Raw genomic sequence first — 510 nt, 5'->3', positions numbered from 1 at the left:
GAATATTTGGAAGTGATAAAAACGAAAAAACAATGATATACATAGATGAGGCTTGGAGTTTTAACGTAACAAAAATAGGTAGAGCAATAAAAAAACAACTAGAGCGTATCGGAAGAAGTATGAATAATGCATTAATATTCATAACTCAACTTGTTGGAGATATAAAAGACGAGCAAGGTATCGCAGGTAATTATGGTTGTATATTTGCCTTTGACGAAGACCAAGACAGAGATAATATTTTACAGCTTTTAGGACTAGAAAGTAACGATATAAATTATAAAATATTATCAAATACAGTAAAAGGACAATGTTTATTTAGAGACTTTTACGGGAGAGTATCAAAGCTATCTGTGCATTGTTTATTTGATGAATGGACACAAAGTTTTAAAACAGTAGAGAAAACAGAAGTCGCAAAAGCAGAAGAAAGGTTTAATTAATATGAACAAAATAGAAAAACTAATAAAAAGACCTTTTGCTTATAAGATAGATAAAAATGATGAAAGAATATTT

Annotated in this window: 1 protein-coding gene; it reads left to right on the top strand. The window is 28.8% G+C overall.

Annotated features, from left to right (window positions below; genetic code table 11):
- Positions 1-437 (top strand): ATP-binding protein (locus HZY83_RS08630; protein ID WP_218925376.1); only part of this gene is annotated, 437 nt, incomplete at its 5' end.
- Between the last annotated feature and the right edge of the window lie 73 nt (positions 438-510).

This window comes from Gemella sp. GH3, assembly GCF_013415425.1.
GTDB lineage: Bacteria > Bacillota > Bacilli > Staphylococcales > Gemellaceae > Gemelliphila.
The sequence above is the reverse complement of the archived record's forward strand: the minus strand, read 5'-3'. Positions and strand labels throughout refer to the sequence as shown.